1 protein-coding gene is annotated in these 459 nt (G+C 61.0%); it reads left to right on the forward strand.

The features are described 5' to 3' along the window. A partial coding sequence (locus DY467_RS25560) for an IS66 family transposase (RefSeq protein ID WP_164639841.1) occupies nucleotides 1–353 on the forward strand: 353 nt, incomplete at its 5' end. Between the last annotated feature and the right edge of the window lie 106 nt (nucleotides 354–459).

Here is a 459-nt window from a genome sequence, read left to right on the forward strand (position 1 = left end):
CTCTAAAGTCGTGGTTCGAGAAACAGCTGTCGATGATCTCCAGCGGTTCGACGCTCGCCGAGGACATCCACTATGCGCTGAATCGCTGGCGTGGGCTGGCCCGCTTCCTCGAAGACGGACGTCTTGAGCTAGACACCAACCCGGTCGAGAACGCCATCCAGCCAATCTGCTTGACCAGGGAAAACGCTCTCTTCGCAGGACATGCAATCGGGGCAGAAAACTGGGCCTTGCTCGCGTCGATCGTTGCCACCTGCAAGCGCAACGATGTTAACCCGGTGGCCCACATCGCCGAAACACTCGAGGCGATCATCGACGGCCATCCCCCTAGCAGAATCGGCGATCTCGTGCCGTAGCGCTTCCGCAATGCGTCAAGCCAGCCTCAATAGGGCCCGGTTGAGCGCTTACCGCGCAGTGGCCGCGGATAGGCGCGTGATCCGGGCCGCACTGGCTCGGATATTC

This window comes from Rhodopseudomonas sp. BR0G17 (assembly GCF_010907025.1).
GTDB lineage: Bacteria > Pseudomonadota > Alphaproteobacteria > Rhizobiales > Xanthobacteraceae > Rhodopseudomonas > Rhodopseudomonas palustris_H.